The organism is Mesorhizobium sp. U510 (assembly GCF_059180695.1).
This window is the reverse complement of the sequence record NZ_CP180532.1, coordinates 2303300-2328610: the sequence shown is the minus strand read 5'-3', so window position 1 is coordinate 2328610 and position 25311 is coordinate 2303300. Positions and strand designations below refer to the sequence as shown.

The 25311-nt window shown below is 62.8% G+C and carries 13 protein-coding genes and 4 pseudogenes; 1 reads left to right on the top strand and 16 read right to left on the bottom strand.

Annotation, left to right across the window (positions count from 1 at the left end):
* Window positions 1-103: 103 nt before the first annotated feature.
* Window positions 104-829, top strand: a complete 726-nt coding sequence (virG, locus tag ACLGL5_RS13075; protein ID WP_027033428.1) for a two-component system response regulator VirG — start codon at window positions 104-106, stop codon at window positions 827-829.
* Window positions 830-918: 89 nt separating this feature from the next.
* On the opposite strand, the pseudogene ACLGL5_RS13070 reads toward virG, so the two are convergent.
* The 16 genes and pseudogenes from ACLGL5_RS13070 to ACLGL5_RS12995 all read right to left on the bottom strand — a co-directional run.
* Window positions 919-1381, bottom strand: a pseudogene (locus ACLGL5_RS13070) (IS66 family transposase); the annotation flags it as partial.
* Between the two features lie 121 nt (window positions 1382-1502).
* Window positions 1503-7163 (bottom strand): Ulp1 family isopeptidase, encoded by a 5661-nt coding sequence (locus tag ACLGL5_RS13065; protein WP_436251097.1) that lies wholly within the window; start codon window positions 7161-7163, stop codon window positions 1503-1505.
* 64 nt (window positions 7164-7227) lie between these two features.
* Window positions 7228-7521: pseudogene (locus tag ACLGL5_RS13060) on the bottom strand (type IV secretory system conjugative DNA transfer family protein); the annotation flags it as partial.
* A gap of 55 nt (window positions 7522-7576) precedes the next feature.
* Window positions 7577-8617: a type III secretion protein gene (locus ACLGL5_RS13055; protein WP_245307067.1), complete on the bottom strand. Its 1041-nt coding sequence runs from the start codon at window positions 8615-8617 to the stop codon at window positions 7577-7579.
* Window positions 8618-8971: 354 nt separating this feature from the next.
* A complete protein-coding gene (gene virD4 / locus ACLGL5_RS13050; RefSeq protein WP_069091234.1) occupies window positions 8972-10663 on the bottom strand; it encodes a type IV secretion system ATPase VirD4 in 1692 nt (563 codons plus the stop codon).
* A 1411-nt stretch (window positions 10664-12074) separates the two neighbouring features.
* Window positions 12075-12285: pseudogene (locus ACLGL5_RS13045) on the bottom strand (cold-shock protein).
* A gap of 356 nt (window positions 12286-12641) precedes the next feature.
* The gene (locus ACLGL5_RS13040; RefSeq protein ID WP_006329112.1) at window positions 12642-14294 is read right to left on the bottom strand and encodes an MFS transporter; all 1653 of its coding nucleotides are present in this window, start codon (window positions 14292-14294) and stop codon (window positions 12642-12644) included.
* 405 nt (window positions 14295-14699) lie between these two features.
* On the bottom strand, window positions 14700-15755 hold the full coding sequence (fni, locus tag ACLGL5_RS13035; protein WP_006329110.1) for a type 2 isopentenyl-diphosphate Delta-isomerase: 1056 nt from the start codon (window positions 15753-15755) through the stop codon (window positions 14700-14702).
* Window positions 15756-15839: 84 nt separating this feature from the next.
* Complete coding sequence (locus ACLGL5_RS13030) at window positions 15840-16742, bottom strand: terpene synthase family protein (RefSeq protein WP_027033421.1); 903 nt, start codon at window positions 16740-16742, stop codon at window positions 15840-15842.
* Window positions 16739-18289 carry a hypothetical protein gene (locus ACLGL5_RS13025; protein ID WP_069091233.1) on the bottom strand — a complete coding sequence of 517 codons (1551 nt, stop codon included), beginning with the start codon at window positions 18287-18289 and terminating at the stop codon, window positions 16739-16741. The genes ACLGL5_RS13030 and ACLGL5_RS13025 overlap by 4 nt, the downstream gene beginning before the upstream one ends.
* A 310-nt stretch (window positions 18290-18599) precedes the next feature.
* Entirely contained in the window at window positions 18600-19565 is a 966-nt protein-coding gene (locus ACLGL5_RS13020) for a polyprenyl synthetase family protein (RefSeq protein ID WP_069093301.1), read from the bottom strand.
* A 150-nt stretch (window positions 19566-19715) separates the two neighbouring features.
* Window positions 19716-21059, bottom strand: a complete 1344-nt coding sequence (locus ACLGL5_RS13015; protein ID WP_069091232.1) for a cytochrome P450 — start codon at window positions 21057-21059, stop codon at window positions 19716-19718.
* Window positions 21059-21883: an SDR family oxidoreductase gene (locus tag ACLGL5_RS13010; protein ID WP_027033417.1), complete on the bottom strand. Its 825-nt coding sequence runs from the start codon at window positions 21881-21883 to the stop codon at window positions 21059-21061. The genes ACLGL5_RS13015 and ACLGL5_RS13010 overlap by 1 nt, the downstream gene beginning before the upstream one ends.
* A gap of 18 nt (window positions 21884-21901) precedes the next feature.
* Window positions 21902-22183 (bottom strand): annotated as a pseudogene (locus ACLGL5_RS13005) (ferredoxin); the annotation flags it as partial.
* A gap of 1 nt (window position 22184) precedes the next feature.
* The gene (locus tag ACLGL5_RS13000) at window positions 22185-23474 is read right to left on the bottom strand and encodes a cytochrome P450 (RefSeq protein ID WP_069091231.1); all 1290 of its coding nucleotides are present in this window, start codon (window positions 23472-23474) and stop codon (window positions 22185-22187) included.
* 94 nt (window positions 23475-23568) lie between these two features.
* A complete protein-coding gene (locus ACLGL5_RS12995; protein ID WP_069091230.1) occupies window positions 23569-24771 on the bottom strand; it encodes a cytochrome P450 in 1203 nt (400 codons plus the stop codon).
* Between the last annotated feature and the right edge of the window lie 540 nt (window positions 24772-25311).

Genomic DNA, 25311 nt, shown 5'->3' with positions numbered 1-25311 from the left:
CGCACCCGCGAGTGGTAGCAAGGGGCAGCTGTTCTGCGTCGGTGCCCCAAGGGTTGCTCGGCAACAGCTTTAGACAAGGGGATTCAAGATTGAAGGTGAGCCGTTGAAACATGTTCTTGTCATTGACGATGATGCCGCAATGCGACGCCTCATCTCCCAGTATCTCATGATGCATGCCTTGAAGGTGACCGCAGTCAACGATAGCAAGCAGTTTAACTACGTTCTATCGCATGAGCCAGTCGATCTCGTGGTTGTTGACCTCAACCTAGGCCGGGAGGATGGGCTTGCCATCGTCCGCAACCTGGCGACAAAATCGGATTTACCCATCATAGTGATCAGCGGCGACCGGCTTGATGAGGCGGAAAAAGTCGTTGCGCTGGAGCTCGGCGCAACCGATTTCATCCCCAAGCCTTTCGGGCTGCGCGAGTTCTTGGCCCGCATTCGAGTAGGGCTACGCCAGCGCATTTCCAGTCCGCGAACGAAAGATCATCGCTCATTTCGGTTCGGAGCCTGGAAGCTCAGCGTCAAGCAGCGGCGACTGATCTGTGCGGAGCGTGGCGAAGTCAAGCTTACCGCATGTGAGTTCAACCTGCTGATCGCGTTCCTGGAGAACCCCCGCAATGTCCTATCCAGAGAACGGCTTTTGCTCGCGAGCCGTGTGCGTGGAGAAGAGGTCTACGATCGAAGTATCGATGTCCTAATCTTGCGCTTGCGCCGAAAGCTGGAGGCTGATGCGGCCAATCCAAGGCTAGTCAAGACATGCCGTGGTGCAGGGTATTTCTTCAACGCTGACGTAGACGTTAGCTACGGAGGCACCTTGGCCGCGTGACAGGAGCTATTCTGGAGATTGGCTGACGAGGCTGATGAAGCGTGGCGGTGTTTTCTGGCGGCCTTTAGCTCGGCGCCTGGATGTCGGACCCAAGGCAGCATCTCGTCGATCTGGCTGGGATGGCTGTTGACGATCCTGGTGGTGAGGACGTCGGCGAGATAACCGAGTGACTCGACACCATTGAGCCTGCAGCTTTCGATCAGCGACGCAATGACTGCCCAGTGTTCGGCACCGCGGTTCGAGCCGGCGAAGAGCGCGTTCTTGCGGACGGATTGAGCGCTCGACGGTGTTGTTGTCGATCTCGGTGCGACCGTCGTCAACGAAGCGCGAGAGGCCTTCGCAGCGTGAGAGCGTGTAGCGGATTGCCTCGGCAACCTTGGTCTTCTGACCGATCAGGCCGAGCTTTCACGCAGCCAAGGTTCAAGATGGCGACAATAGCGCGGCTATTTTCCCGACGCGTCGCACGGCCTTCATCGGCCGATCGGCCGCGGATATCGTCCTCGATCTTATTGAGGTGGGCGATCGTCTCAGCGCCTCGCTGGCGATCGGCGAGTTCCAGGCCTACATCGCCTTCCAACAGTGCCAGTCTGATCAATTTCGGCGAGAGCTACCGGTCCGGAGATCGCATCAGCCTCTCCGTCGCCAAAAGAGCTGTTCTGCTTAGCCGTCGAGCTCAACGCCCAGCGTCGGAGCGCTCTCTGCTTCTGAAGGAAGCCATGAGGTCCGCTCGGGCTTGATCGGAGGCTTGGCCGATGGACGTTGTGTTTGCCTCGCTCGGCTGCCGCCCGATGGCGAGGCTTTGCGAATTGTCAGTCCTTTGCCTTTTCGCTGGTCTCAACGGCGCTGTGTAACGTTCAGTGTTGATGATGACGCCCTCGCTGTTCACGCGGTTGCTCCTGTGCAGTGTACTCGTCAGCTTGTCCTCGGCCTCGCGCGTCTGGCCCAAGTGCCGTTCCAACGGCGCTGGCGCGACCTGTCTGGCTTGCTGCTCTTGCAAGGCGGCGTGTTGCACCTGCGACCCGGCTGCTGCCAAAGCTTCGGCAGGGCTTGCGGCAAGCTCGTGCGGCAAGCGCCCCTCTCTCAGTCGGTTTTGCAGCGCCTGCCGATCGGCGACGAGGTAGTTGAGGTGCAGCGGCAGCTGCTGGTCTGGCCGCTCTTCGTTCGCCAATCGACGAACCAGCTCGCGCGTGCCGTCCACCACGAAGACGCCGCAGTCAACAGCGTTTTTCTGCTGCGCCATGTCGGGTGTTACCAGGGTCGCGTCCAGTCTTGTAGCGAGCTTTCGTGCAGGCGCGTCGTTGTATCGCTGTTCATTTTGCTGGATGGAGTCGTAGTGATAGGCGACCGCTCTTTCCGGATCGCGGCGATCTACGAGGAGCAGCGACCAATGGGTGCCGCGGTCAATACCCACCCCATCGTTCACTGGCACGAACAGGAAGTCGGATGGGCCGGCGTTTCGATCATAAATCGACTGCAATGTGCCTCGCGCGTCTTGCTGCTCCATGTGGCGCAGCAGATGGGAGACCGACGGATCGACCAGCCGCGTCCGGGCGGCGAGCGCTGGATCGGCCTGCTGCAGTTGCTGCTCGAGGAATTCGTAATCCCTCTGGATATGTTCGTCGCCCAGCAGTTCGGTGGCCCCGAGCACCGCCCCCCGGGGGAGATTGGACGAGCCTGACGGAAGGGCTTCGATGTGTGCATCGGAGGAGGTGGTCAGATCGACCAACGGAACACCGAGATGGGTGTCTGAGAGCCTGGCGGTCGCTGGCAAGGCGGGTCCCGGAGCCCTTGCCGGTACTGCTGCCGCTCCAGCTTCCCTTATCGCTCCGCGATGGAGGAGCCAAACGTCATTACCCTCCTCTGGCCTCCGGGCGGTGTAGCCGTGGCCTTTAATCTCGTAGTTCCATTCCGGCTTGTCCGCGTCCGGCAAGAGGCCATAATGGTACAAGGAAGAGAGCATCGCCTCTGGGACGAGTTGAGTCCCATGGGAGAAGCCTTTGGGCACGGCGAATGAGACGTTTATGGAGTTCTCGATGGCAGCGGGGGGTGCCTCAGACCTTGCAAAGGGCGCGGCCTCCGCATGCAGGCTTCCAATGTGTTCGGACCCTGGGCCTTGAACGGGTACCCCTGCCAATGGCAATCCACCCAACTGCTGCATGGGGGGCTGCATCGGCACGCGGCCGCCTTCGCTCGGCGGCTGCTGAATGGCGATGCTTTGCGGATTATCAGTCCCCTGCCTCTCCGCCGGCCGCAACGGCGCCGTCGAATGTTCATTGTTGATGATGAACCGCTCGGGTGGCAGGAGGTTGCCCTGGTCAAGCGCATCCGGCCAGGGCCGGTGTTGGCTGACAGCTAACGCTGGCGGGGCGGCGGCCTCAACTCCGGCGTGCCCAGAGCCGGCCGCTGCCAAAGCGTCCGCCACGATCCTGTCTGACGCAGGCTTCGCATCGCGAACCCGTTCAAGCGCCAAGCGGAGATAATCGTTGCCTGGAAACAACACCTCGGCGAATTCGATCCGCGAATCATGATCCAGCCCAGAGATCGTCCGGCCCCGCCTGTCAAGCGCCTCAGAAAATCTGCGAAGACTATGACCATAGACAACACGGGTGCTTGGGGCCAAGCTGCTGTCACTGGTCACTTGTTCCAAGACATGCGCATCTGCCTTTGAAGGCACCGTCACTGGCCACCGGCCAGTCGCTGAATAGCCCGGCTCATGATACGCACGCAGGACGTTCAACGCCGGCCTTATATCCCTTATGTCAGTGTCTTTCGGAAAGAAGGTATTGAGGTGATCGACCAGGGATTGGTGATTTTTTAGATCAGTCGCTTGGCCACGAGCACCGAGATCATTCGCCAATCGGCGAAGCGCATTCGAGTATATTCGCAGCGTCGGCGCGCTATGGTGTTGCTGAGCCTCAGCATGGGCGATCGCCTTATCAATCACGTCCCGGTGTTCGTCGGACAAGTGGGGATAGCGGTTAGCCGGGGCACCAACAGTCGCTGAATAGCCCGGCTCATGATAGGCACGCAGGACGTTCAACGCCCTCTTCATATCATCGTTTTTCGGAAAGAAAGCATCGAGGTGATCGACCAGGGATTGGTGATTTTTTAGATCAGTCGCTTGGCCACGAGCGCCGAGATCATTTGCCAATCGGCGAAGTGCATACCTGTATTTTAGGACCGTGCTCTCGCTATATTTTTGCTGAGCCGCAGCGTGGGCGATCGCCTTATCGATAAGGTCGCGGTGTTCGTCGGACAAATGGCGATAGCCGGTGGCACGGGCGCCACTCGCGACAGGTTCGGCTCGGCGCGGCTCGGCCACGTGCTGCTCAAAACCCGCTTGCCGCGCTTGGCCAGCATCCGGCAAGGGGCCAGGGCGGTCCAAGAAAGAGAGCATCGCGTCTGGGACGCGTTGAGTCCCATGGGAGAAGCCTTTGGGGACGGCGAATGAGACGTTTATGGAGTTCTCGATGGCAGCGGGGGGTGCCTCAGCCCTTGCGGAGGGCGCGGCCTCCGCATGCAGCCTTCCGATGTGTTCGGACCCTGTCCCTTGAACCGGTACCCCTTCCAATGGCAATTCACCCAACTGCTGCGTGGGGGGCTGCATCGGCACGCGGCCGCCTGAATTGCCGATTTCGCTCAGCGGCTGCTGAATGGCGACGGCTTGCGGCCTATCCACGGCCCTCTGCCTCTTCGCTGGCCGGAACAGCGCTGTGGAATGTTCGTTGTTGATGATGTCGCCCTGGGGTGGCAGATGGTTGCCCTGGTCAAGCGCATCCGGCGAGGGCCGGATCTGCTGTTGGCTGGCAGCCAAGACTGGCGGAGCGGCGGCCTGAACTCCGGCGTGCCCAGATGTTGCGAAAGCGTCCGACACGCTTCTGTTGGGGTCCTCCGGTCCAGCACGCATCCCTGGATTGCTGAACAAAGATGAGGCGGCTTGATCACCCTGCCGCTGCTGAAGCACTTCGCGGAACCCCTGTTCCAGTCGCAGAAGCTCGTCTGCGTTGGTTGGCGGCTGGTGAGCTCGATCATCGAACAACGGCCGGAGCGCCTCGGGAACCTCAGCGCTGAAAGAAGGCGAGGCGGCTTGATCACCCTGCCGCTGCTGAAGCACTTCGCGGAACCCCTGTTCCAGTCGCAGAAGCTCCTCTGCATTGGTTGGCGGCTGGTGAGCTCGATCATCGAACAACGGCCGGAGCGCCTCGGGAACCTCAGCGCTGAAAGAAGGCGAGGTGGCTTGATCACCCTGCCGCTGCTCAAGCACTTCGTGGAGCCCCTGGTCCAGTCGCAGAAGCTCCTCTGGATTGGTTGGCGGCTGGTGAGATCGATCATCCAACAGCGGCCGGAGCGCCTCGGGAACCTCCGCGCTGAAAGAAGACGAGGTGCCTTGATCATCCTGCCGCTGCTGAAGCACTTCGCGGAACCCCTGTTCCAGTCGCAGAAGCTCCTCTGGATTGGTTGGCGGCTTGTGAGCTCGATTATCGAACAGCGGCCGCAAGGCCTCGGGAACCTCCGCATTGTGAACCCGCTGCAGCGCCAAGCGGAGTTTCTTGTTGCCTGGAAACAACGCCTCGGCGAGTTCGGTCCGCGAATTGTGATCCAGCCCAGAGATCGTCTGGCCCCGACTCTCAAGCTCCTCAGAAAATCTGCGAAGAAGACGACCATAGACGACACGGGTGCTTAAGGCCAACCCGCTGTCACTGCTTAATTTTTCCAGGATACGCGCATCTGCCTTTGACGGCACCGCCGCTGGCCACCAGCCAGTCGCTGCATTGCCCGGATCATGATACGCACGTAGGACGTTCAACGCCGTTTTAATGTTCTGGTCATTCGGAAAGAAAGTATCGAGGTGATCGACCAGGGATTGGTGATTTTTTAGATCAGTCGCTTGGCCACGAGCGCCGAGATCATTCGCCAATCGGCGAAGCGCATTCGAGTATATTCGCAGCGTGTCCGCGCTCTGGTTTTGCTGAGCCGCAGCGCGGTCGATCGCCTTGTCAATAACGTCCCGGTGTTCGGCGGACAGATGGGGATAGCTGGCAGCAGGGCCGCCAGCAGTCGCTGAATAGCCCGGCTCATGATACGCACGCAGGGCCTTCAACGCGCTCTTCATATCAACGTCTTTCGGAAAGAAAGCACCGACGTGATCGACCAGGGATTTGTGATTTCTTAGATCGATCGCTTGGCCACGAGCGCTGAGATCATTCGCCAACCGGCGAAGTGCAAACGTGTATTTTCGGGCCGTGGTCTCGCTATATTTTTCCTGGGAGTGGGCGATCGCTCTATCAATAAGGTCCCGGTGTTCGCCGGACAGATGGTGATAACGGGAAGCACGGGCGCCACTCGCAACGGGGTCGGCTCGGCGCGGCTCGGCCACGTGCTGCTCAAAGCCCGCTTGCCGCGCTTGGCCAGCATCCGGCAAGGGGCCAGGGCGGTCCAAGAAAGGGAGCATCGCGTCTGGGACGCGTTGAGTCCCATGGGAGAAGTCTTTGGGGACGGCGAACGAAACATTTATGGAGTCCTCGATCGCAGCCGGGGGCGCCTCGGACCTTGCTGAGGGCGCGGCCCCCGCATGCAGCCTTCCGATGTGTTCGGACCCTGTCCCTTGAACCGGTACCCCTTGCAATGGCAATTCACCCAATTGCTGCATGGGGGGCTGCATCGGCATGCGGCCGCCTGAATTGCCAATTTCGCTCAGCGGCTGCTGAATGGCGACGGCTTGCGGCCTATCCACGGCCCTCTGCCTCTCCGCTGGCCGCAACAGCGGTGTGGAATGTTCATTGTTGATGATGCCCCCCTGGGGTGGCAGGTGGTTGCCCTGGTCGAGCGCATCCGGCGAGGGCCGGATCTGCTGTTGGCTGGCAGCCAAGACTGGCGGGGCGGCGGCCTGAACTCCGGCGTGCCCAGATGTTGCGAAAGCCTCCGACACGCTTCTATTGGGGTCCTCCGGTCCAGCACGCATCCCTGGGTTGCTGAGCGAAGACGAGGCGGCTTGATCATCCTGCCGCTGCTGAAGCACTTCGCGGAACCCCTGTTCCACTCGCAGAAGCTCCTCTGCATTGGTTGGCGGCTGGTGAGATCGATCATCGAACAGCGGCCGGAGCGCCTCGGGAACCTCAGCGCTGAAAGAAGGCGAGGCGGCTTGCTCATCCTGCCATTGCTGAAGCACTTCGCGGAGCCCCTGGTCCAGTCGCTGAAGCTCCTCTGGATTGGTTGGCGACTCGTCAGCTTGATCGAACAGCCTCCGGGCCTCGGCAAGGTGCTGCTCAACGCCCACTTGCCTGGCCTGGACCGCTTGATCCTCTTCCAAGCTGGCGTCCTGCACCTGCGGCAAAGCTGTTACACGGGATGGATTACTATTTCGCGGGTCCACACTAGCCTCACATCAAACTGTATCGTCAAAAATCCTGCGCCAATTCACGCAGCGGGTCATCGAGTTGAGATTCTGCCGAGAGCCCCTCGTCCGCTATCGTCAAGGGTACCGGCTCCGGGAGGGCGCCTGTCTGGCTTTCGAAGATGCGTTTAAGGATGCGGTCCTAAAAATATCGCACCTTCCTCAATTGCAATGGTGGCAGGCCTTTGATGAGAACAATCTCGTAGTCTTCATCGAGCAGCCGAACCTGTTCGGGACGCAGCAGCGGTGCACCTTGATGCGAATTCTGAATGTTCCAATCGAACGTTCGCGCCTGGCTGGCAAGGCCGTGAACGGGATTCGAGGAGAAACCGTCACTTACCATGGCCGAGACCTCAACGGCCGGAGCGATCTCTGCTTCTGGAGGCAGCCATTAGATCCTCGCGGGCGTGATCATAGGGGTGACTTAGGGACTGCCCGATTTCACCACCCCGCCGCAGCTGTTGACGGGAGGTTTGCGGGCCTACTGTATCACGGACTGAAGCCGCAATACCTGCTATGTGGTCGTCCAAATTCGCATTCCGTTCCTCTACTGCATGCCGCGGCGGAGGCATGTGCGGCAAGATATCTTGCATGCCGGGAACTGCGTGAGCTTGGGCCTGTTGATTTGCGTCGAACTGGTGATACACCGCCAATTCCGGCGGCGCGACAGGAGGCCGGGGCAGCGAGTCCAGTTGGTTGGCGGCCACCAGAACTGATTCCACTGCGTCTTGGTGCGTGCGCGAGGAAGGATCCATTCCGTAGGCTCCCTGAATCATCAGTGATGCGATTTCCTTTTGTTGGTCTTCAGGAATACGGGACAATGCGTTGCGTACACTATCAGCGAACTCGGGTGAGATCACTTGTACTTCTGCATATTTTTTCCACGATACGGGTGCGTTTTGCTTCCGGCGCAAATCGTTGGCAGTCTGTTCATTTGTGTCCGGATGCACGAACGGAATCAACCCCTCAACACGGTTTTTCAGGAATTCGGCGGTGCTTTTGTCCATCGACCAATGACCTTCCTTGACCGGCACTCCGCTCCATGCGCTGTCTTTCAACCGAACAGCGGGACCGTTGGCCCAGGCATCCATAACCACGGTCGACCTCGGGTCGCGGCTTCCGCGCCGCAGTTCGTTCCAAATGTGACCCGCCTTGACTGAGATCTCATCACCTTTGTCGGTTATCTCTTTCATTGACACGGAAGCACTAGAGGTCATACTCCGCTCGTCGGCCGCCATGTGTGGGGCGTGGACGATAGCGGAAAGGGGAGCGGTCTGATTGCAGCACGCCGCTCCCATGACTACGGCCACTGCAACCTTAATGTTGTCGTCTGCTCCCATCATTGCAACCGACGATCCGATGCTGTTGTGGCCGTGAGAGGGAATGTCGTCCACCTTAACGTTTCCCCGGCCATGCTTGAGCAGCAGGCGAACGTCGTGAACTGTTTGCCCCGCTGTCGCGAGTCTTATCGGGCTGGTGACGTCGTCACCGACGACACACGCTCCCATATGATAGGCGGCCTGCTGGATCTGATGTGGCTCCAGAGGCGCATCTCCGCCCCGCCGCAACCTGTCGGCAGGCGTGCCCACGGAGACCTTCAGCGCTGCCGTGGATTCTCGCGGCGACTCTTCCGTGTCATATGTGGCATGTCGAGTTGATCCGGAGGATTTGGAGATGCAAATTCCCATAGCCGTTCACCTGTAGTGGAGTTTCTGATCGCCGAGGGACGGGATACGCGAGACGGGCGCTTAACCGTCAGTGTCATCTGGATGAGCTTCCATCAAGGGTGCCGGCTCCGGGAGGGCGCCTGTCTGGCTTTCAAAGATGCGTTTAAGGATGCGGTCCGAAAAATATCGCACCTTCCTCAGTTGCAATGGCGGCAGACCTTTGATGAGAACAATCTCGTACTCGTCATTGAGCAGCCGAACCTGTTCGGGACGCAGCAGCGGCGCACCTTGAAACGAATTCTGAATGTTCCGGTCGAACGCTCGCGACTGGCTGTAGGAAATCGATTTGGCTTCAAACGTGTATTCACCGATGGCTTTGGAAATGTAGTTCGGAGTCTCATCATCGGCCGTGGCCATGAACACTTGCAGTCCGGTATTGCTGAGAAAATTCTGCTTACCAGCCTCTCCATAAGCCCCCGTTAGTGCCGAAAGGCTTTGGATGATGAGCATGAAACGCCCCTTGTAGCCCGCGATAGTCGTAATTGCGGTCTCGATCGCCTCCAGCTTCCCCAAGTGCTTGAACTCATCGAGCAGAAAGAGAACCTCGTGCTTTTCGTCCTGGCGGGGCAGCGACCGCTGTAGAATTGAAACGGTTTGCTGAAAAAATAAGCGTATCAAAGGCGCGATCACCTCAAGGTCGTTCGGACCAACGCAAAGATAGATGCACGTTCTGCGACGGCGAAGATCATAGACCGAAAAGTCCGAGCGACTTGTAGCCGCCTTGACAGCCGGATCCGCCCACAAGTTGAGCCCGCCATCGCCGAGCACGGACGTGTAGGAGGTTAGGATTTTTGTATCGTTCCCCGCCATGTCGTCGAAGATGCGTTGTGCCTCTTTGTTCCGGGTCTCCATGGCGAGCTGCGCGAAGAGCTTAAACTTCTCCCCCGGCTGAGCGAACAGATCATAGACGGCGCCGATTGTTGGCGTGCCCCGCTCGATGCAGGCAAGGATCCCCGCGACAAAGATATCTCGCGCGCCGCTGACGAAACCTTCCGCCCCCTCCCCCTTGGCCGTAATCAGGTTCGCGGCCAAGCGGCGGGCTTCGGTGAATTGCTGCTGTGGATGCAGTGCTATGAGATCCAACAGTGGATTGTAGCAGTTTGTGCGCCGCTCTGAATCCAGTGGCGCGAATTTGAACACTTCGTGGCCTGCGGCTTTACGCGCCCTCGATGTGAGCTCAAAGAGCTCCCCCTTGACGTCCAGAGCTATCACAGAGCCTTTAAATGTAAGTAGCGTTGGAATGACTATGCCGACACCCTTGCCAGCGCGGGTCGGCGCAACGATGAGGCTGTGAGGCTGCTCGCCATTGGTCAGGTAATAGCCAGGCCAGAAAGGACCACTCGTCTTCCCGAAGACCGGCCCTGTCACGCCACGGTATCGTCGCAGATATCCCGTGCGTCGCATTTCGTCCACTCGAGCCCAACGAGCGGTCCCGTGGTGTTCGAGCTTGCGGCGCAATACGAACTGCTGAATCAGCAAGACAACCGCGGATGTCGAGAGCACGATAGCCGCGCCCTGATAGAAAACGGGGGTTGCGAAACCCAAATAGAAGGGCGTCTCAAACCAAAAGGCACGGACATCAAACGCCATCAGAGCCTCGCCGCTACCCCCGTGGCGGAAGGTTGCGTACAGACTTGCCGCACAGAACCCCAAGGCGAGTGAGCACGCGATGCTAATGGCTATGTTGGGGGACGTCGTTTTTGTAGAAGACATTGTTCCATGGCCGAATTAGCCGTGCTGATGCTGCGCTTGCTTCAGACACCGAACCGAGGTCGCGATGCCGACGCTCGACAGATCGATGCCGCAGCGGGTGGTGCGATGCTTGCATCGCGCCACCCGGCAGACGTGGATTTTGAAAGTTTCACTAAGCAGCTACGTCGACGGCCAGCGAATTGGAAACAGCAAGGCCGTGAACGGAATTCGGGAGAGGAAGCGTTACTGCCATGGCCGAGACCTCAACGGCCGGTGCGATCTCTGCTTCTCCTAGCCTCCATTAGATCCTCTCGGGCGTGATTGTAGGAGTGGCTTATGTCCCGGCCGACTTGACCACCCCGCTGCAGCTGTTCGTGGGAGGTTTGCGGGCCAACTGTATCACGGACTGCAGCCCCAATACCTGCTATGTGGGCGTCCAGATCCGCACTGCGTTCCTCTGCTGCATGCCGCGGAGGAGGCATCTGCGGCAAGATGTCTTGCATGCCGGGAATCGAGTGAGCTTGGGCCTGTTGATTTGGATCTAACTGGTGATACATCGCGTACATAGCATTGGATGCTGTCGACCTGACGTGGCCATCCGGATCGGTAGCCAATTCAGCGGCCTGATCAAAAATGCGAGCTTTATTTTCAGCGTTAAACTTGCTGAAGTTTTGCGCAGCGTAAAGCGCTCCGATAGCTTGCGAAGGTGGGTCCATGTTGCCAATGCGATTAACAATACTATCTTGTGTCTCTGGCCGAAGGTAATGAGACACGTTACTGACTGCTCTGAATTGCTCCAATGCTACTTCATCCGGGGTGTGTCCCAACCCGGCAGTCAATTTATCCCCCAGATCGACGGCTGATCGTCCAAGCTGATTGGTCCGCGTTTCAAACTTCGCGAGGTCAGTTTCTGGCTCGGTTCGAGTGCCCCGAACGGCTATGCGCTCTCGCCTCCCGAGTTCTTTGAAGGTCCCAAGATTTCGCGCTGTATCGCGCGGGTTAGCGCTTACCAGCCGTTCTGCAACATCGGTCAATGGTCCGTATGGAAGGTCACGGAGGGTACTGCGATTCCCCACGTCTTGGGATGAACTTGCAGCTGCGCGTGCCCGTTTGTTATCGCGATCCATTGCTCGGCCTCCAAAGTCGTTAAGTTACCCAATCAGGGTACCACCGACGCTTGACCTGCTAAACCGATATGAGGTTACAGTTGTAGTCTGGCAGAAGCTTCTCCCAACTCTGGGATACGCCGAGAGCCGTAACCGGGGCAGATTTCCGGGCGGAAGGGTTTGCGGCGAGAGCGTTCGTGATTCACCGTTTGCGTGACGCATCAGGATCGTCTCATATAAGAGAGTCCGTCGCGATACGCCCCGCGAATGACGATGGTACCTTCGGCTTGACTTATCCTTCGCGCTCTGCGGGTCCGACGAGAAAATCAGCCTACCTTGCTGAGACTACCTGCGGAGGACTTGCCGCTACGGCGGTCCTGCTCGATCTCGTACTTGATCTTCTGCCCATCAACGAGGTTTGAAAGTCCAGCCCGTTCTACAGCTGAAATATGGACGAAAACGTCCTGACCGCCGTCATCGGGCTGGATGAAGCCAAAACCTTTGGCTGTTGAACCACTTCACTGTTCCGGTCGCCATATCTGTGTATTCCTCTGTGGCCAGTGCGAACCAGACGGGCCGTGAAGCCGATCCTGTTCATATTTCGTAGAGTTAAACCCAGCAAAAACCAGAATTACCCACCTCGGGGTTGCGGCGCGAAAAGCCATTGCTCTGTTTGGGAACGCACCGAACAGGTGCCGGTGAGCTTGAGCGCAACGCGCTGCAAGACGCTCGAGTGCCGAGGAATCTCTCCGACAAGGATACGTCTGAGCCGCCCAGTATGCCGGCTCGGCAACCACCCGAATGGATCGAAGCCGATCTGCAAAACGGATGGTGAGAGCGGTGGCTCGTTTCCAACCCATCCTGTCTCACCAGCGCGGACGCCTGGACGGATGTCAACGCCGGAAAAAGAACCGCATCGATTGGTCCCGCTTGCGGCCAGCTCCAGTCGGCCGCTCGATCGCAAGCGTGGTTCGAGGAGGAAGCTCTCCCAGGTGCAATGCGAGGAGACGCTGGTCCAACTCCTTGTCGGCTGCCGTAAGGCGGTGGTTCAGGCGAAGGTAGTCCATCCAGGTCGGGGTGCGGAAGGTTTCTGTCCAACGCGAAGGCTGCTGGAGGTCGCGCTGGAGATTCCAGTGTCGCGCACCAACGCCGCTTTGTACTCGCCGCCGTTCCCGCATCTGCTCCAGGAACGCTTCGACATTTGCTTCGGGTATTGAATATTCGATCTTGGCGACGATCGGCCCGCTTCGGGGCTTCAAATCCAGGGCAACCTGAGGCGTTTCGAAGCCAAGAGGAGCCTGATCGGAATCTTTCCATTGACGGATGGGCAGCAGGAAGCCGGTGCCAGCGACCAGCAGCAGCGCGCCACCTGAAAGCTCCAGAGCCGAGCTCAGCGAATAGCTCTCGGCCACCGTACCCCACAGCCAGCTGCCAGCCGCGATGCCGCCGGATGAAAGGGCGTAATAGATCGAGAGCGTGCGACCAACGACCCACCTTGGACTCGCCAACTGGACGCTTACGTCCAGCCCGGTCCAGGTCACGACCCAGCCCGCGCCGCCGAGCGCCAGCGCGATAGCCGCCACCGCCACCGAGGGGGTGAAAGCAAGCGATAGACAACAAGCCGCACAGGCGATGCACGACAGTGTCGTCAAACGTTCCTGGGACAGCCTCCGTCTCAGAATGTTGTTGCAGATGCCGGCGAACAAGGCGCCGGTCCCGAAGCCGGCCATCAGGATGCCGTAAACGACTGGCCCTCCCCCCAGCTGATCGCGGGCGACGAGAGGCAAGAGCGCTAGTATAGAGATGCTAGTCAGCCCAAAGAGGGCACCGCGGGCAATTGCTGCCTTGATTTCGGATGACAGGGCAGTGAAGCGCGCTCCGTCATGGATCGCCGTGGTCAATGGTTCACTCGGCAGCGGTGACGGGCGAACATGCCATTTGCAGCGCCCTATGGTCCACAGCAGCATCAGATATGTAAGCGTCGCCACTGCGAAAGCCGTCAAAGGGCCAAAGGAAGCAACGACGACGCCACCGAGAGCGGGACCGATGCTTCGGACGGCGTTATATCCGACCGAGATAAGCGTGACGGCGGCCGGAACATCGCGCTTTCGCAGGATATCGCCAACCGACGCGTGCCAGGCGGGGTCGGTGAAAGCGGCGCCTACTCCGGCCAAACAGCTGAATGCAAGAACCATCCATGGATTGAAAATTCCGAGACCTGCAAGAACAGTCAGCATCGTCGAGGACAATGCTATCACGCACCAGCCAGCAAACATGAGATTGCGGCGGCTGTAATTGTCCGCTAGGGCGCCGGCGATAATTGACAGGAGGAATGTGGGCAAGGTTGTCGAAGCCTGCACCAAGGCGACCATCACATCCGATGTCGAAATGGTCGCCATCAGCCAACTGATGGCAACCATTTGAATCAGCCACCCTAGACTGGATACCTGTGTGGCAATCCAGATCGGACGGAAAGTTGAATTCTCGAGCGGCGCGAACGTTGCCGATGACACCGGATTAACTTCTTCACGCGCCACCCCGCTCATTGGGCCGAGCCTCCCTTCGCTGCCAGTTGTATGAGATTTCTCCCCGCCCACGTGCCCATGGAGGAATGGCAGGATCAGGGCATTTTATCTGCGCAACGCAAGTTATTTTTGCCTGGCCGATGCTGTGGCAGAACCGAATGCTTCCGGTGGAGCTATCGTTCCGCTATGCGGGACGAGACCGGTTCGATCCTGTCGCTCTCGATCCCCGACCACGTTACAAGAATCGTCAGTTTGACGTTCCTTAGCGTCTCCAACCAAGCCACGTCCTGGGCATCGACTTCCCTTCTGGTGATCACGAGCTCCCGCGCATTGAACCGCCTCGCCAAGGTGGATCAGTAGTCATCTTTGGCGTAGGTATTCAGCAGCCTGCTAGGCGCCCGCCGCCACGTGCGGGCGACGCCGGCATCAACCGGCGGGCAGATGCGCCGAGGGCAACAACCGCGCCTGACGCAACGCCGCCAGATCAGCCGAGCCGGTGCAGAAGCAGGCAACGGCCAACTGGCGGATGACGATCTCGAAATGCGCGACAACCGCCTCGGTGGACACCGTCGCCGCGCGCAGCACGCCGGCCGCCTGCCCGGCGATGTCCGCGCCCAGGCGGATGGCCTTGGCCACGTCGACGCCGTCGCGGATCCCGCCCGACGCGATCAGCTTCACAGTTGGCAGCGCCCGACGTACCGCCTGCACGCTGGCCGGGGTCGGAATCCCCCAGTCGGCGAACGCCATCGCCACTGCACGGTCGGCGGCATCGCGGGCGCGCTCGCCCTCCACCGCGGCCCAACTGGTGCCGCCGGCGCCGGCGACATCGATGACCGCCACGCCCGCCTTGACGAGCGCGCAGGCCACCGAGGCGGACAGGCCCGACCCCACTTCCTTGGCCACAATCGGCACGTCCACGCTGCGCGCGGCGCGAGCGATCTGCGCCAGGACGCCGCGCCAGTCGCGGTCGCCCTCCGGCTGTACCGCTTCCTGCAGCGCATTGAGATGGACGATGAGTCCATCGGCCTCCAGCGCATCCACCGCCCGGCGCGCCAGGTCCAGGCCGTCGGCCTCGCGCAGTTGCGCGGCGCCGATATTAGCCAGCAAGGGAATGTCTGGGGCCATGCGGCGCAGCGCGCGCGTCAGCCCCTGGGAGTTGCGGGATTGCAGGCTCACGCGCTGCGAACCGACGCACATGGCGATCCCCAAGGCTTGTGCTGCCTCGCTCAGATGCCGGTTGATGGCCTCGGCGCGTGGCACGCCGCCGGTCATGGAGCTGATCAGCAGCGGCGCGCGCATGGTCTTGCCCAGCAGCGAGGCGCGCAGGTCGATCTGCGTCAGGTCCAACTCGGGCAATGCGCAGTGTTCGAAACGGATGTACTCCCAGCCGGCGGCGACCGTGGCCGGCGCCGTTCGCCGATCCAGCACGATGTCCAGATGGTCGTCCTTGCGCCGGCTCGGGATGTTGTCGCTATCGCTCATGCTCGCTCCATCCGTCGCATCGGGGGACGGCGTTGCATCGGATCGGACCGACGGCAGCGCGCGCACGCAGCCGCATCCCGCCGTTCAGGCGGGCGCACGCTGGCCTCCCCCCGCAGCGTCGCTGCGGTAGCGGCTGGTCGAGGTCTGGTAGTACTGCGCGCGGATGGCCGCCATGGCCTCGATCAACGCTCCCCACGGCGCGGGAAAGCGTTCTTCCGCCATCACCCGGTGCAGCATGCGCGTATGGCCGGCCAACTCGTCGTTGAGGAACTCCACCACAGGCATAGCCGGATAGCGCTGCCGCAGCAGGATCGCCGCGTTGTCGGCCTCGCCCGCCGACCTGTCCTTGTCGCGTCCATGCAGATCGTTCTGCAGGCGCCCTATCGCGGAGATGAGCCGCAGGACCTGGCGAAACGCCGGACGCGCGCGCAAGGTCGCCATGTCCAGCCCCCACAGCAACGACAGGCAACAGAACACGTTCGTGTAGGCGATCGAATCGATGCCGTTGTGCAGGTACTCGGCGTAGGACCAGCGTTCCGCCCCTACCGCCTGCGCGTGTCCGGCGCGCAGCGCCGCGCAGTAGCACCGAGTGTCGTCGAGCAGCCGAGCATAGTCGCGACGATCGTAGGCGAGCGCGGCCAGCGAAGCGCGCAGCACAGCGCAGCCCTCGAATCCGGGGAGCGCGCACGGCACGCCCTGCCCCAGCGCCTGCTCCACCGCGGCGAGCTCCTCCGGCGCGATCAGGCCAAGGTCGTTGCAATCGTCGAGCCAGAACAGCAGCGCCAGTTCGCGATAGAACGCCACGATCAGCGTTTCGGCCTGCGGATCGCGGCCAGTGCGGGCGCAGGTGTCGCGCAGGCTCGGGTGGATGCGCTGCAGGATGTACTGGCCGCCCCTGACCGCTTCCACGGCATGCTCGTCGGCGAACCCTGTCAGGGAACGCCCCCACTCCAGCACCTGCTGCAGCGCGCGTTCGGTCTGGATCATGGCGCCGCTCCTGCTCCCTCGGCCAGGACGCGCCGCCCCCAACGAAGCGCCAGCCACAACCCGGCGAGTTCGGCCACGCGGACGACCCGGGTGGGGCAATACAGTTCCTTGCCGATCCACAGCGCCGTCTGCGGCAATGCATGCGCCACATGGCGAGCGAGCATCCACTCCAGCGCACGCGCCACCGCCTGCGCGATGCGCCGGCGCCCTGTCGGCTCTTCGCTCCCGTCCATGACGTGCAACGCGAACAGCGCATAGGCGGTTTCCTCAAATGAGGACGCGCGACCGGCGCCCCAGCCGCCGTCATCGCGCTGCGCCTGCAGCAGCGCCGCCAGCGCGCGCTCGTCGCGCCACTGGGGCTTGCCTTGCGCCAGCGCAGCGACCGCATGCGCGGTGGGATACAGCCACGAAACGTGCCATTTTTCGTTGTCCCATAGACCGTGCGGGTTGCGATTGGCCTCGACGTAGTAGCTGGTGCCGGCGGCGGGCTCTCCCAACAGTCGCAACGCATGCAGGGCATGGATGTTGGTCGACACCGAGGCATTGCGCTCGCCGGGGAAGGTGACGAATAGCTCGCCGATTTCGAAATCGCGCAGCGCATCGACCGGCGGGTCGCGACCTGCAAGGCGCAGGACGCACAACGCAACGGAGGTGTCGTCGGCATCGGCTGCGAAGTGCAAGGCCGGGCCCAGACCGCGCACGCCCATGCGGGCGTCGAGCTGCGCGACGATCACGCGCACGGCATCGGCGAACGCGGGATGCGCGAACAGCCCGGCCAGATGCAGGGTGTACAGCGACCAGCATGGCTCGAACACATTGATCGGCCAGACGTTGGGAACGACACCTTCGATGCCGCTGCGCGTCGCCCGCGATGCCGCCTGCAGATACGCGTCGGTGCGCCCGACCTGCGGCGTGCTCCCATGTGTTACGGCGTGCGCACGCCACGCGGCGGTGGCCGCCGGACTGATGCCAATGCTGCCGTCGTCGTCGGGGCATGCGGTGGTCGGCGACGTTCCCCAGGCTTCCCAGGAGTGCAGCAACGGATGGCCGCTCGGCAACGTCGCCACCGCCCCCAACTTGACAAGGCACGCCTGCCGCAACGGCAACAGCGCCGGGTGGCGCGGAAACCCCACGCCGCCCAGCAAGGATGCGGCCTCGCCGCACAACTGCGGCAGGATCAGCTCCGCGCCGATCGGCGCGTCCTCCGGCACCGAATGCGCGTAGGGATCGGGCTGGCGCTCGAGGAACCGGGTTGCAGCCTGGACTGCGTCGGCCGCGCCGGGAAGAGGATCGGCACGCTGCAATGTCAGCAACGCCGCCCAGGTGGGCGCATGGCGGAACAGCGGGAAGTCCGCGCTTCCCCATCCGCCATCGGCCTGTTGTTGCGCGATGAGCCACGCGTATGCGTCCTGCCGACCGGTGACGTTGCCGTGGAACTGCAGAGCTCGCGCCGTGTCGTAGACGGACGGACCGACGCTGCCGCCGTCGCTCATCTCGATCAGCAGGTGGCGCAATTCGGAAAGGATCTGTTCGGACAGCGCGTTCACGCGGTATGTTCCTTCTGCAGACAGTTGACGGGAACCTGGATCGGGCAGACGCCGCGCACGTCGCCGCAGGCCCGTCGCGGCCCGGCGCACGGGCAGCGCCGGACGGCCGCCCTGCTCCGGCGCGGCGACGCGCCCCATGCTGGGGCCGGTCCGCCGCATAGGCTTGCGCGCAGCGCGCCGCGTGAGCCGCGGCTGTGCTGGGCAACCGCTGCGATCGCCGCCGCCGACTTGGACACAGTGCAGCATGCACCGCTCACGCCGGCCGATCGATCGCAGCGGCACAGGGGCGACTCCATGCGGACGGGCGCGCTCATGCGCATGGCGCGTGCTTGAACAGATACGCGTTGGCCCGCTGCAGCATCTGCGCCAACCGTTCCGCACGCGTTCCCAGCGGGGCGATGGCCTCCCCGGCGTCGCGCAACAGATCCAGCGCCAACTGGCGCGCTGCCTGCAGCCCCATGATCGACGCACAGGTCGGCTTCTGCGCCGCCGCGTCCTTGCCGGGGGTCTTGCCCAACGTCGCGGTATCCGCTGTCGCGTCGAGAATGTCGTCGACCACCTGCAACGCCAGGCCGAAACAGGCGGAGTAGCGATCGAGCGCACAGTACAGCGCAGCGTGGGCGGCATCCTCCGCGATGGCGCATAGCGCGCCCATGCGAACGGACGCGCGCACTAGTGCTCCGCTCTTCATCCGGTGCATCGCCACGATCCTGTCCAGCTCGACGTGCTTTCCTACCAGCGACAGATCCATGGCCTGCCCGCCTGCGGCACCCTCGGCGGACACCGCCTGCGCCAGTTCGCGCACGAGCGCGATACGATTGTCGCTCGGCGCATCCAGGCTCGCCAGGGTCAGGAAGGCGTGCGCCTGCAGCGCATCGCCGACCAGGATCGCAGTGGCTTCGCCGAACTTGACGTGCACGGTCGGAAGGCCGCGGCGAAGCACGTCATCGTCCATTGCGGGCAGGTCGTCGTGGACCAGGGTACAGGCGTGCATCATCTCGATGGCGGCGCCGACATCGTCGAGCATGGGCCCCGGCGTGTCGGCCAGTGCGCCGGTAGCCAGACAGAGCAAGGCGCGGGTGCGCTTTCCGCCATGCAAGGTGGCGTAGCGCATCGCCGCCATCAGCTCGGTCTCACCGTCGTCTTCGGCGCAGAGAAGACGCGCCAGCGCCTGTTCGACCCGCCTTGCGCCGTCCTGCATCCAGATCTCCGACGGCAGCCTGCCGGATGCGCCGCGCGCCTGCGCGTCGTCGTGTAGCGTGGAATCGGTCTGCATGTCGTTCATGTCCTTGTACCTGGCACGGCCACGGCGAGCGTCCGAGCCGCCGCGGTGTTGGCGGGGTCGCACCGAGCGCGCGCGCCGAGTGCAGCATTGCCGCGCGTCGCCGGCGCAGCTGCCTCGCCACACGGGGCATGCGATGCCAGCTCATGAGAATCCGATGCGGATTTTCATGGACGGATGTGCGGTCGGGAAATAGCGCCGACCTTTTTCGACGGCGCTCAGCAACCGCGGCCGCACCCCGGCCTTGTGCATGGTCAGTGCCAAGGCGATGCAGAACTGCACCATTTCCAGCCATACCAGGTGGTAACCGATGCAGACGTGTGGGCCGGTACCGAACTGCAGCATGTCCACCGGCCGGATCGGCTCCGTGCGTTGCAGCCACCGTGCCAGGCGGAACTGATCAGGCGCCTCGTGCAGCAGCGCAGAGGTCGAGAAATGCAGCAGCGGGATGCACAGAGGGGTGCCCGCAGGAATGCGCCGTTGGCCGAGTTGCAATTCCTGCAGCGCGCGACGCGGCAGGAGCGTGGTCGCCGGATGCACGCGCAGCGTCTCGCGGAACAGCGCCTCGGCGACCGGACACTGCGCCAGGTCCGCGTGCCGGGTCGGCACCGCGCCCACGCGTTGCGCCTCCTCGACCAGGGCGTCCCATAGCCCAGGCTGCCGCGCCAGCTCGATCACCATCCAGGCCATCGTCGAGGCGGTGGTGTCGTGACCGGCAAGCAGCAGCAGGCGGATATTGGCGACCAGGACGTCGTCGGAGAGCGCATCGTCGCCGCGATCGAAGGAGCTCACCATGTCATTGATCAACCCAGTGCGCGCGGCATGTGCGCGCGCGTCGCGGACGAACTGGCGCAACTGCGCGTCGATCCAGTCGCGGGCGGCGCGGCCGCGCCGCAAGGGCAGTCCAGGCAGGTCGACCGGGGGCGCGACGATCAACTGCAGCAGTTGCCGGTATTTGCGATGCCATCCCGGCAGGTCCTGCGCTGGGATTCCCATGAGGCTGAAGATGAGCTTGAGCATCAGGTCGCCGGTTTCGCGCAGGATGGTTACGTCGCCGCGGTCGCGCCACGCCTGCACCCGCGCCTGGATGACGGGCGCGAACAGGTTGCCGATGCCGGCTTGGGTCAGCCCCTTGGGCAGGAACGCCGCCTTGATCGCGTCGCGCGCCTGCCGGTGCGCGCCGCCGTCCTGGGCGACCAACGTTCCGCCAAGCAATTCGGGCGCGATCTCTTCGATCAGCGCCGAGGACACGTCCTTGTGCCGGAGCAGTGCAAACGCATCCGGATCCACGCAGGTCATCAGGTGTCCGGCAGGGCCGAAATCCAGCCAGAAGTGGCTGCCCAACGTCCGTTCCGCGCGCCGCAGCAGGCGCGGCAGGTCGCATACGATGGCGGGAAGATGTCCGACCAGGGGGAAAGCGCCGGGCGCGACCGGGATGTCGTCCCGCAGCCGGTGCCGACGGTCCAGCGGGTTGAGCAGCATGTCCATCAGCAGCGCGGCCCCGCGGCCGCTTTGGCGGTGTCGCCGGCAGGCCGCGCGGCGCGGCTGTTGCCACCGTCGGCGTACGTCGGCACATGCGCCAGCATGCCGCCGTCGATGCACAGGACCTGGCCGGTGATGAACGCAGCATCGTCGGAGAGCAGGAACGCCACCAGCGCGGCCACGTCCTCGGGGCGGCCGACGCGCTGCAGGAGTTGGTGCCGGCTCAGATGCCGTTGCATGCACTCGTCCAGCTTGGCGAGGAGACGCTCGGTCATGATGAGACCCGGCGCAACCGCGTTGCAGCGGATCTGCGCATGACCGTACTGGGTGGCGAGCGAGGCCGACAGCATGTTCATCGCCGCCTTCGACGCGGCGTAGGACGTCTGCGCGGTGTCACCGCTGAGCCCCTGGCACGACGACATGTTGACGATCGCGCCACCGCCGCGGGCGATCATTCGTGGGATGGCCTGCCGGCAGCAGAGCAGCGTGCCGCGCAGATTGGTCGCCATGGTCTGATCCCAGACCGCCAGGTCCAGGTCGAGGATCGTGCGGTCGCGCGGTGTCAGATGCATGGCGCTCGCGTTGTTCACCAGCAGGTCGACCCCACCGAAGTGCCGCTCCGCCGTCTCGAACAGCGCTGCCACCGCCTGCGCATCGGCGATGTCCATGGCCAGGGCCAGCGCGTGGCCCGCTTCGGCCGCGATCTGCGCGGTGCAGGCGACGGCCGCCGAGCCATCAATGTCGGCCACCACCACTCTGCCGCCCTCGCGCGCGATGGCGAGGGCGCATGCCTTGCCGATGCCGGCGCCGGCGCCGGTCACCACGGCCACCTTGCCTTCAAACCGTCCTCCTGGGTTGCGTTGGTCTTTCGCGGCATGCCGCTCAGCCTGCGCCGGAGAAGGCGCAGGGTCGGCGCTGGCGCGCTCGCCAGCGTCGCTTTCGATGACCCGAATGGCGGCGACCGGACACTGGCTGGCCGCGAGCCGCGCGGCGGCGTGCAGCGCCTGCGGGACCGTCGCCACGCACACTTCCGCCACGCCGTCCGGTTCGCGCTGGCGAAAGGTGCCCGGCAGCGTCAGCACACACTGCCCGGTGGTTCCGCATAGATCCTGATCGATCACGACGCGCATCTCAGCCCCCCTGAGCATGCAGTCGCACCGGCAGCGCGCGGAACGTCCTGAGGAACGCGGATGGCTCCCGGGTCGGCTGCTCGGCCAATGCCAGCGTGGGGAAGCGCGCCTCGATCCGCGGCAGGCTCTCGGCCAACTGCACCCGGGCCAGTTGCGCACCGAGGCAGAAGTGGATGCCGTGGCCAAAGCTCAGCATGATCTTCCCGTCGGTCGACATGCCAGGAGTGGTGCCGTAGAACCGCGCGGGATCGAAGCGGTCGGGATCGGAGAAGGCGTCCGGGTCGCGATTGCCGGCCGCGATCAGCACGCGCACGTCCGCGTTCTTCGGGATCACCACGCCGCCCAGTTCGATGTCGCGCTGGGCGATACGCGGAATGGAGCTGAACATGGCAGGCGCGTCGCAGCGCAGGACTTCTTCGACGAATGCCTTCACCCCCACGGCGTCTCCCTGCAGCCAGTGCCGCTGTTCGGGATACGCCAGCATCGCTAGGACAGCATGGTCGATGGTCGCAGCAGTGGTGGCGAAGCCGCCCAGCAGCATGCCCCACAGCATGCTGATCAACTCCGCATCCGACAGCGTGTCGGCATCGTCGTCGTGTGCGGCGACCACCATCGACACGATGTCGTTGCGGGGATCGGTGCGCTTGCGCTGTATGAGGTCGCCGAAGTAGGCCTGCACCCTGGCGCTGGCCGCGTCCGCCTCGGCGAGCTGGGGATCGCTGGCGTGTGGGCTCAGGCCTTCCAGAATGGCGCCGATGCCGGCGGCGAGCCCGAACATGTCATCCTGGGGCATGCCGAACAGTTCGGCGAAGACCAGAATGGGCACAGCCAGCGCGAATTCCCAATGCAGGTCCACCGCCTCCCCGCGCTCCAGCGCGGGCGCCATGCCGTCCAGGCGCGCTGCGACGATGCGTGCGATGCTCGGCCGCAGGTTGTCGATCTGGCGTATGGTGAAATCGCGCGAGATCAGCCGGCGCAGACGCGTATGCGTCGGTGGTTCCTTCATCGCTAGCGTGGACGCGAGGAGATTGAGTGACAGGCTGGTCTCCGCACGCGGGAAATAGCGCGCCAGTTCGCCCGGCGCCGGTCCCCGAAACACATCGCCCGTGGCCTTGAGCGCCCAGTAGATGTCGGCGTGGCGGCTCAACAGAAAGAGGCCCGACGCCGCACGATGCACCGGATCGTGCTCGCGCAACCACCGCATGAACGTATACGGGTCTTGGATACACGCTGGCGACGCAAGTTCGGCGAAGGCGTCCCGGCATGCTGCCGTGGTTTCTTGCACGTCCATCTTGGTTACCTGTTGGCTGGCTGATCTGACCGGCGCGTGCTAGGCGCGCCGGCAAATTGCGGAGTAGATCGCGATTCCGGGCGGCGTCCGCGCGTCACCAGAGCACCGGGAACTCCTCGAACCCGCCAGTGATGATCTCCTTGCGCAACTTCAGTTCTTCGGGCGCCACGGCCAGGCGCAGCGCGGGAAAGCGCTGGAAGATCGAGCCGACCACCACCTTGAGTTCCAGCCTGGCCAGCGCCATGCCGATGCAGTAGTGCGGCCCGTGCGAAAACGTCAGGTGCGGATTTTCGTCGCGTCCGATGTCGAAGATTTCCGGGTCGTCGAAATGGCGCGGATCGAACGACGTCGCCGGCAGGCCGACCAGCACCTTGCTCTCCGCGGGAATATGCACGCCCGCGATAGTCACGTCGGTCCTCGGATAGCGCATGATGCCGTCCCAGCCCGCGCCCGGCGGGTACATGCGCAGGATTTCCTCCACCGCCTTGTCCACCAGGGATGGATCGCCGACTAGGCGTTCGCGCTGTTGCGGATGGCGGAACATGGCCAGCAGGCCGAATTCGATCTGCGCGACGGTGCTCTCGTGCCCCGCCACCAGCATGCCCGCCGCCAGGCCGATCGCCTCTTCCTCGGTCGCATTGCCCTGCTCGATCGCCGCGAGCAGATCCGTCAGCAGGTTGTCGCCCGGATCCTGGCGCTTGTCCCACATCTTGCCGCGAATGTAGGCGCGCAGTTCTTCCCAGGCCAGGCGCGACGCGCTGCGCGGGCCGCTTTCATGCTGGTGCGTCATCACTTCGTCGGACAGCCCGGCGAAAAAGGCGTGATCCTCGTAGAGCACGCCCATCAGCGCGCTGATGACCATGGCCGGCAGCGGAAAGGAGAGGTGGCGCCTCAGGTCGGCGGGCTGGGGCTGGGCCGCCAGCGTCTCGAACAACTGCGCGGCGATCGCCTCGACCTGCTGCGCGAGCACCTTCACCCTGCGGTTGCTGAAGGCCGGCGCCACGATCGTGCGTAACCGGGCATGCTCGCCCCCCTCGTGCGAGACAAGCCACCCCGGCGAACCGAGAATCACCGAATCCGGGGTGAATGCCGCCGGCGGCATTCCCGCGGGCCGGAACGCCGCGTCGGACAGCGCCGCCTTGGCCTCGTCGTAGCCTGTCACCCACCAGCCTTCGTGCCCGGACGGGAAGCGTACGCGGTGGATCGGACCGTTGGCGCGTAGCGCCAACATCTCAGGCGAGGGCTCGATGTGATTGACGCGCCACATCGGCAGCGTCGGCAAGGGTTGTTCGGACATGGTGGCACTTCACTCTCTAAGCGATGGAAGGGCGGAAGGCGCTGCGGGCAGCGAATGATTACGACGGCACGTAGACGTCCTCCGGGGAGTAGCCCGACTCGATGTCAAGATCGGCCAACGTGTAACTGTCTAGGCATACCGCGCGGCGAGATGCAGAACTTTATCCTGCGCCTTCGAGTTCAGGATTAAGGCGAGTGTGGTGGGCCCTTGAGTCGCAGCCGGCCATCAAGATTTCCTGCGCAAGCGTCGACAAGGTTGGCAGCCTGTTTGGGTACGGGCGGTTTCGCCAAGGCCCCCTTGCCATAGGATGCTATCTGATGCGGATTTGACATTATGCTTTTCTTTCTTCGTTCCATCGATCGCGGTGTCATCCACGAAATGAAGATCGGTCGTCGGCTCCCGGCTCCCAACGAAGGAGTTTCAAAACTCGTGCCAATTTGGCCGACCCAGCAGAAGAAAAACATTGTGATTGCTTTTCAGGGGATTAGCCTGAGGCAGACAAGAGCTCGATGAAATAGCCCGGTGTCGCGGACCCAACAA

Bases quoted from the DNA above. Each gene is read 5' to 3' on its own strand.
- ACLGL5_RS13015 (WP_069091232.1), bottom strand. From the start codon at position 21,059: ATGGACATGCTGCTCAACCCGCTGGACCGTCGGCACCGGCTGCGGGAC.
- virD4 (WP_069091234.1), bottom strand. From the start codon at position 10,663: ATGTCTTCTACAAAAACGACGTCCCCCAACATAGCCATTAGCATCGCG.
- ACLGL5_RS13040 (WP_006329112.1), bottom strand. From the start codon at position 14,294: ATGAGCGGGGTGGCGCGTGAAGAAGTTAATCCGGTGTCATCGGCAACG.
- ACLGL5_RS12995 (WP_069091230.1), bottom strand. From the start codon at position 24,771: ATGTCCGAACAACCCTTGCCGACGCTGCCGATGTGGCGCGTCAATCAC.
- ACLGL5_RS13030 (WP_027033421.1), bottom strand. From the start codon at position 16,742: ATGATCCAGACCGAACGCGCGCTGCAGCAGGTGCTGGAGTGGGGGCGT.
- fni (WP_006329110.1), bottom strand. From the start codon at position 15,755: ATGAGCGATAGCGACAACATCCCGAGCCGGCGCAAGGACGACCATCTG.
- ACLGL5_RS13000 (WP_069091231.1), bottom strand. From the start codon at position 23,474: ATGGACGTGCAAGAAACCACGGCAGCATGCCGGGACGCCTTCGCCGAA.
- ACLGL5_RS13020 (WP_069093301.1), bottom strand. From the start codon at position 19,565: ATGCAGACCGATTCCACGCTACACGACGACGCGCAGGCGCGCGGCGCA.